We start from the raw sequence: 6682 nt of genomic DNA, 5'->3' as shown, positions 1-6682 counted from the left end.
AGGGAAACGGGCCTGCCCACCCCTTGCAACGTCAGCTGTGGAGCCGATCGACTGAGGTGCGCGGCCCACCCCGGCTACGCCGGGGTGGGAATGCCGGGGGATTTACACCACTGCAGGGGACGCAGGCTCGATGGCGACCCGCCGGCTGTACGCCTTGGAGCGCTACGCCGGCAGCTCCAGGCCCTGGGCGACGACCCGATCCTCTCCAAGATCGAGGAAGCCATCACCGCTGAGGACTGGCGCACAGCCGTAGGCCTACTGGCCATCGCCTCCGACAACATCGGCAAGGCGAACGGCGCAGCGGTGAAGCTCATCGCTCGGATCAACCGCACGCGGCATAGCCCGCTGCTGGAGGGACTCGATGCCTAAACCACATCGCCGCCCCTGGGGTAAGGGGCAGGTGCCCGTCTGGGCGCCTCCTGCCGATCGGCAACCCCTGCGGCTGAGTGATTAGCTCAACAGCATCCGCAGTGAGCTGGAGATCGAGGGGCACGATCTGCCGATCCATAAAACCGATCCGGCAGAGTTCGACGACGGTGCTAGATAGCCTGGCTGGGAGTCACCATTAACGGCAAACAGAGCACCATCGAGCGTCTCGATTGATTAACGCCCCGGCTAACCCCCGGGGCTTTTCATTGGCGCTGTTTATCTAATGTGCAGCAACACATCTACTCGTGCACACAAGTAAGACATAGGGGCCTTAGGGAGTAAATCAGTGCCGGCAATTAGCGGCAGCATTGATTTACACCAAGCACCACCACAACCTTGGAGCCCGCTGCTTTTCATCAATACGAGGCGTCGCACGGAGGCGTGCTGAGCCATTTGTCGATGGTGCGCATGACGCCGTTGATGGCTGAGCGTCTGCGCACCTACGCCGAGGCCAAAGGTTGCAGCTCAAGCGTCGTGATCCGCTGCGCCGTTCACGACCTGCTGCTGCACGAGGGCATTGATGCCTACAGCCACCTGCCGCAGCCACTGCCGAGCTCGAGCTGACGAGCGGGATCGCGGCTCCCACCACGGAGCCAGCAATCCCTTGAACCGGGCCAACCACCAAGCCAACCCTGCCCCTAATCATGGCATCTGCTGCCAATCCACTGCCAGAAAATCAGCCGCGGCGCGTGCAGCTGAGCCTTCTGCCTGATGGCGCTCCCGAAGAGATAAAGGCGCCCGGTGTTCACTCTGCAGGCGCCCCCGAGGCCGATGCCGAGCGTGCTGCCGCCGGCCTGCCGCCGCTGGTGGTGCCGACCTGGGAGCACGAAACCCTGGCCGATGCGCAGCGCGCCGCCCGGGGCAGCAAGCGCAAAGCCAAGGCCGCGGCCAGCACCCCCAACGACAACGGGGGACAAGCGGCTCCAGCAGCGGTGGAGGCCCTGGTATCGGCCGAGGAGCCGGCGCCGCCAATACCCGCCGATGCGGCCGACCCGGTGGCCGCGGCCCTGGCCGAGCTGCAGCACGAGGATGCGCAGCTCCTGGCGCTGGCGCAGCAGCTAGGGCACGGGCTCACCAGGGCCGATCTGGTGGAAGCCGGCATCGCCGAGCCTTCTGTCGCGCGGTTGCGTTGGCTGGCGATCAAAGAGCTGAGCCCGGGGCAGCTGCTCGCCGATCAGCAGGAGCGCGCTGCCCTGCAGCAGAGCCTGGCTGACGGTGTTGCCCGGGACCGTGCCGAGCGGCTGGCGCTGCTGACCCCAGAGCACCGGGCCTACCTGCGGGGCCGGGCCGGCGGGGCCTACAGCGAGGCCCTGATCGACTGGCTGGTGCTCCAGGGCTTCATCCGCTCGATCACCTTTGAGCAGGCGATCACAGAGTTCAGCTTCACTAGGGCCAAGGAAACGCAGACCGGCGGCCTGCTGGTCTGCCACAACCCCAAGGCAAAGCACCCCCATTACCAGCTGCGCTGCGACGTTGCCCCGTTCGATGAGGAGCGCGGCCGTTACGCCAAGTACCTGATGCAGACCGGCGCCGGCGAGCGGCTGGCGGTGTGGGATCCCAGCGGCCTGCGCGGCCCGGACGGGCAGCAGATCGGCCAGGCCCGGATCAGCACTGAGGGATTCTTCGACTCCGCGTATTGCACCCTGGTGCTGGGCATCCCGTGCATGGCAATCACGGCCCCCAGCCATCTGCGGGTGCTGGCGCTGCCGGATCACCTGAAGACCTACGTGGGCGATTGCGACCAGTGGATGGCGCCGAGCCTGCTGCCCACCCTGGTGCGCGGCTGCGTGAGCAAGGGCCTGCGGCTGACGCGGCTGCCGCTGGTGGAGGCCCACCTGGCCGATTACCTGAAACCCCACCGTGAGCTGCCTGGCGATGCCAAGGGAGGCATGGAGGAGCTGGGCCTGGCGCACGGCGTGGATGGTGCGCAGCAGATCGTGTCGGCGCTGGTGAGCACAGCGGCCACCCCGGGGGAATACCTGCGCGGGGAAATCCAGGAGCTGGGCCGCCAGGGGCTGGGGCTGAGCTGGCCGGAGCAGAGCCCATCCATCAACAACCTGATCGCCGCCATGGCCGACGCCTACCCCAACAGCGCCACCGAGCGCGACGCCCTGAAGGCCCAGCTGGTGAAGGCCACCGGCGTGCAGGCCAGGACCGTGAATGACGGGGTGCGGGAGCGGCTGGCGCGGCGGCAGGAGGCCGATCTGCAGGAGCGGATGCAGCAGCGTGAGCAGGCCCGCAGCGAGGCCCTGGCCCGGGGTGAAACACCCGAGCCATTTATCGACCGGGAGGAGCCGACGCACCAGCAGCTGCAGCTGTTCATCGCCTACGCCCACCAGGTGCGGTTCAACGAGCTGACGCGCACCCCAGAGATGGATGGCAACGCCATCACTGACGTGAAGCTCACGTACCAGGTGCTGGCGGCGGCCCACGGCATCAACGCCAACAAGGCCGCGGCAGAGGATGCGCTGCTGTTCGTGGCCAAGTCGAACCCCTACAACCCGGTGGCGGAGTACCTGGAAGGGCTGCGCGCCGACGAGGCAATTGCCCCCCTGGAGGAGGCGGTGGTCTACAGCCTGTTCGGGCTGGTGCCAGGGGATGCTCTATCCCGGGAGCTGCTGAAGCGGAGCCTGGCCGGCACGGCGCTGCGCGGCCTGCAGCCCGGGAGCAAGTTCGACGCCTGCCCGATCCTGCGGGGCCGCCAGGGCAACGGCAAGACCGAAAGCCTGCGGGCTCTGGTCAGCGATGCCTGGTACGACGGCATTGGGGACTACGGCTCCAGCAACCAGCTGGCGCTGTCCGGGTGGGCCGTGATGGCCAAGGCCAACGCCAGTTGGATCTTCGAGCTGGGGGAGGTGGAGCGCCTGACGCAGGGCCGCTGCCAGTCGGCGTTCAAGGATTGGCTCACCGAGCGGATTGCCAAGTACGCCGAGAAAAACCAACCGCTGGCGACGGAGCATCCGCGCCGGTTCGTGACCTGGGGGACCACCAACGAGCAGGAGCTGCTCAACGACGAAACCGGTACGCGCCGGTTCTGGATCATCGAGTGCCCCGGCACGCTGCGGTGGCGCGAGATCGGGCTGCAGCGGGATCGCATCTGGAAGGCGGCACTGTTGTGGCTGGAAGCCGGGACTGAAACCTGGCTGAACCCAGATACAGCTGAGGGGGCGTCGGCGCTGGCCGCGGCAGCTGAGCGGGGCCTAGCTGCCACCTTCACCGACCCCTGGGTGGCGGTGCTGCTGGAGTACCTGGCGGCCGCTGTGACGGCAGACGGCAAACGCAGCCAGGCGGAGCGGCTGGCGCTGGCGCAATCAGGCGCTTGGGAAACGGTGCACCCCGAGGGCGATGGGGTGAAGGTGCTGCGGCTGCGGTACGTGCCGGTGGGGCATCGCACCAGCGAGCAGGTGGCTTTGTTCGTGGCGCTGAGCGATCTGTACGCCGCTCTGGACGTAAAGCCTGCCCAGCAGAGCAAGGGCACCAGCGCCCGGGTCAACAAGGTGATGGGGCATCACCAGATCCGCGGGATGGGGTGGGCGGCTTGTCAATCCAAGAAGGCGGGCGCCCGGGGTTACGCGCAGCCGATCGGGGGTGAACCCGGGGATGGTCCCGATTCTGGTCCCGATTCTGGGGATGGTCCCGATTCTGGAAATGTGCCCAAGATCCCGGGTGGGGACAGCGATCTGGGCTTGGTCCCAATTCTTTTAGAGGAAGGGGGGTTAGGAGCCTGCTGAAAAAGTCCCGAGGTCGCCATGACTTGAGTCTGACCTCTGGGCGCAGCGCCCGTGAACACTGGGCTCGGAGTCAGGCGTTCCCGGGCTGAATGGCCCTTGAAGGGGTTTTTCAGCAGTCTCTTAGTAAACGGAAGACACAGCTGTGCCGACCCATTAACAACACCCGGCTCTGTCCCGTGTCCCAATAGTGCGATCGGTGAAACCGCCCAGAGAATCGGGACCATGCCAGATCCCGCTCCAGCCGGCGGATCTGGGGAACCATTCGAGAATCGGGACCATGCCGCTGGGCCTGAGAACCGGGACCATGGGCGCGATTCAACCCCCGGAAATCAAGAATCCGGCCCTGATCTTGACGTTGATAACCCGGTTGAGAGTGATAAACCCGTCAAAGCTGCGGCAGTTGTTAGCGCTGATAACCCGGTTGACACTGACAAACCCGTCAAAGTTGCGGCGGTTGTTAGCGGCCGCCTGCCGGCGGTGGTTGCCCCGACGCCCCAGCCCTACACAGGCCCTGCACGTGCGGGGCTGGCCTACATCGCCGCGGCCGATCAGCTGCCCGACCCGGCCACCGTGCCGCTGGTGCTGGGGTTCGACCTGGAAACCTTCAACCGCCGCACCGATGTGTGGCGGCACAAGGCCAGCCTGTTCCCGTTCCTGGGCGGCGAGATCCGCCTGGCCCAGCTGCACGCCGAGGGCCACACCCTGGTGATCGACGTAGCCCTGGTGGAGCAGGCCACCCCTGGCGCGGCCATCGCCTGGCTGGCGCAGATCGCGCGCAACCCCGAGCGCACTCTGGTGGGCCACAACCTGCTGTTTGAGGCCACGCACCTGATCGCCGCCGGCATCCGGCCGCTGTGCCGCTGGTGGGACACGATGCTGGCCACCCAGACCCTGGGCGAGTACCCCGAGCACAGCCTGGAGGCCGCGGCGGCCAACTATCTGGGCACCGCCCTGGATAAGGAGCTGCAGACCAGCGACTGGGGCAACGGGCTGACCGAGGCCCAGCTGCGCTACGCATCCCTGGATGCCGAGGTGGTGCTGCCCCTGCGCGAGGCCCTGCACGCCGAGCTGGAGCGCACCGGCCAGGTGGAGGTGCACCGGCTGGACTGCCTGCGGATCAACCCCGCCGCCGATGGGCAGGTGCGCGGCCTGGCGGTGGACACCGTGGTGCTCGATGAGATCGAAGCCGGTGCCACGGCCGACTGGGAGCCCAAGCGGGCGCAGCTGCACGCCCTGCTCGGCCTGCCCAACCCCCCGGCGACAGAGGCGCAGCCGTATCGCACCCCCGAGCTGCTCCACCCCCGGCTGGTGGAGGCCCTGGGTGGCGAGGAGCTGACCGAGCGCAAGAAGAACCGCAAGACCGGCGAGATGGAAGACCGCCCGAGCTGCAGCAAGAAGGTGCTGCAGAAGTTTGTGGGCGTGCCGGTGGTGGATCTGCTGCTGGAGGTGCGCGACCTAGACAAAACCCTGCAGGAGGTGACGCAGTTGCGCCGGGACGTGGAGTACGCCGGCGGCCGCACCCGCCCGGACTACAAGCTGCTCGGCGCCAACACCGGCCGGATCACCACCAGCGGCCAGATCGGTAAAGACGACATGGGCGGGTTCCTGTCCGATACCGAGGTCTGGGGCAAGACGGCCAAGAAGAACACCCCGGGCAGCCCCAAGCCAGGCAAGGTGCCTAGCCAGATCGGCTGCAACTTCCAGGGGCTCACCGGCCGCACCAAGCGTGCGCTGGTGACCGGCAACCCCGCCTCCGCGCTGCTGGATGTGGATTGGGTCGGGCAGGAGATCCGCCTGCAGGCCAGCCCGCTGCTCTACAACGACGCCGGCTTTAGGGCGATGATCTTCGATGGGATCGACCCCCACGCCCTGATGGCGTGCACGCTGTTCGGCCTGGCCCTGCCCGCCGACGGCATTGTGAAGTCGGACTGGGTGACCAAAGCGCAGCGCAACGCCGCCAAGCCCGCCAATTTCAGCCTGCCCTATGGGTGCTTTGTGCGCTCGCTGCGCCGGGCCCTGAGTGCAGCCCAGGGTGTGGAGGTCAGCTGGGAGAAAGCCCAGGCGGTGTACGAAGCCTGGCACGCCTTCCACCGGGAAACATCCCTGCAGATGGATCGCTACGACCCCAAGAAGCCCGGCGGCGGCAACATCTACGACTGCCGCTCCCTGGCCGGTCGGCGGATTTGCTACTGGGGCAAAGCGCCCCGGCAGGACGGCCGGCTGCCGCAGTTCAGGATCAGCCGCACCAACGGTGCCAACTGGCCGATTCAATCCAGCGGCGCCGACATGCTGTCCGCCGCCCTGGGCGATCTCTGGCCTGCGCTGGATGCCTACCCCGGCGTGCACATCGTGGGGTTGATCCACGACGAGCTGCTGCTAGAGGTGCCCCGCCACCTAAGAGTTTGCTGAAAAACCCCGCTTCCTCTGCGAAAATGGGCCAGCTGCCCCAGGTTTGATGCGAGGTCAGCAGGAGCGCAGCGGCTCCTTGTTCTCCTACGTCTCGATCGAGGAGCGGATCCCGA

The 6682-nt window shown here is 67.0% G+C and carries 4 protein-coding genes; all 4 read left to right on the top strand.

Translation table 11 applies throughout. The annotated features are described in order from the left end of the window. The coding region (locus VB777_RS01930) for a hypothetical protein (protein WP_323246736.1) at positions 1-369 on the top strand (369 nt) is incomplete at its 5' end. Positions 370-765: 396 nt separating this feature from the next. Beyond that, entirely contained in the window at positions 766-993 is a 228-nt protein-coding gene (locus tag VB777_RS01925; protein WP_323246734.1) for a hypothetical protein, read from the top strand. Between the two features lie 125 nt (positions 994-1118). Continuing rightward, positions 1119-4160 (top strand): VapE domain-containing protein, encoded by a 3042-nt coding sequence (locus tag VB777_RS01920; RefSeq protein WP_323246732.1) that lies wholly within the window; start codon positions 1119-1121, stop codon positions 4158-4160. A gap of 477 nt (positions 4161-4637) precedes the next feature. Next, positions 4638-6569, top strand: coding sequence for a DNA polymerase (locus VB777_RS01915; protein ID WP_323246730.1), 1932 nt, complete (start codon positions 4638-4640; stop codon positions 6567-6569). The last annotated feature ends 113 nt before the right edge of the window (positions 6570-6682 follow it).

The organism is Synechococcus sp. CCY9202 (assembly GCF_034931685.1).
In the GTDB taxonomy this organism is placed as follows: Bacteria; Cyanobacteriota; Cyanobacteriia; order PCC-6307; family Cyanobiaceae; genus CBW1002.
Note: the sequence above shows the minus strand (reverse complement) of the source record. Positions and strands in the feature narration are given on the sequence as shown.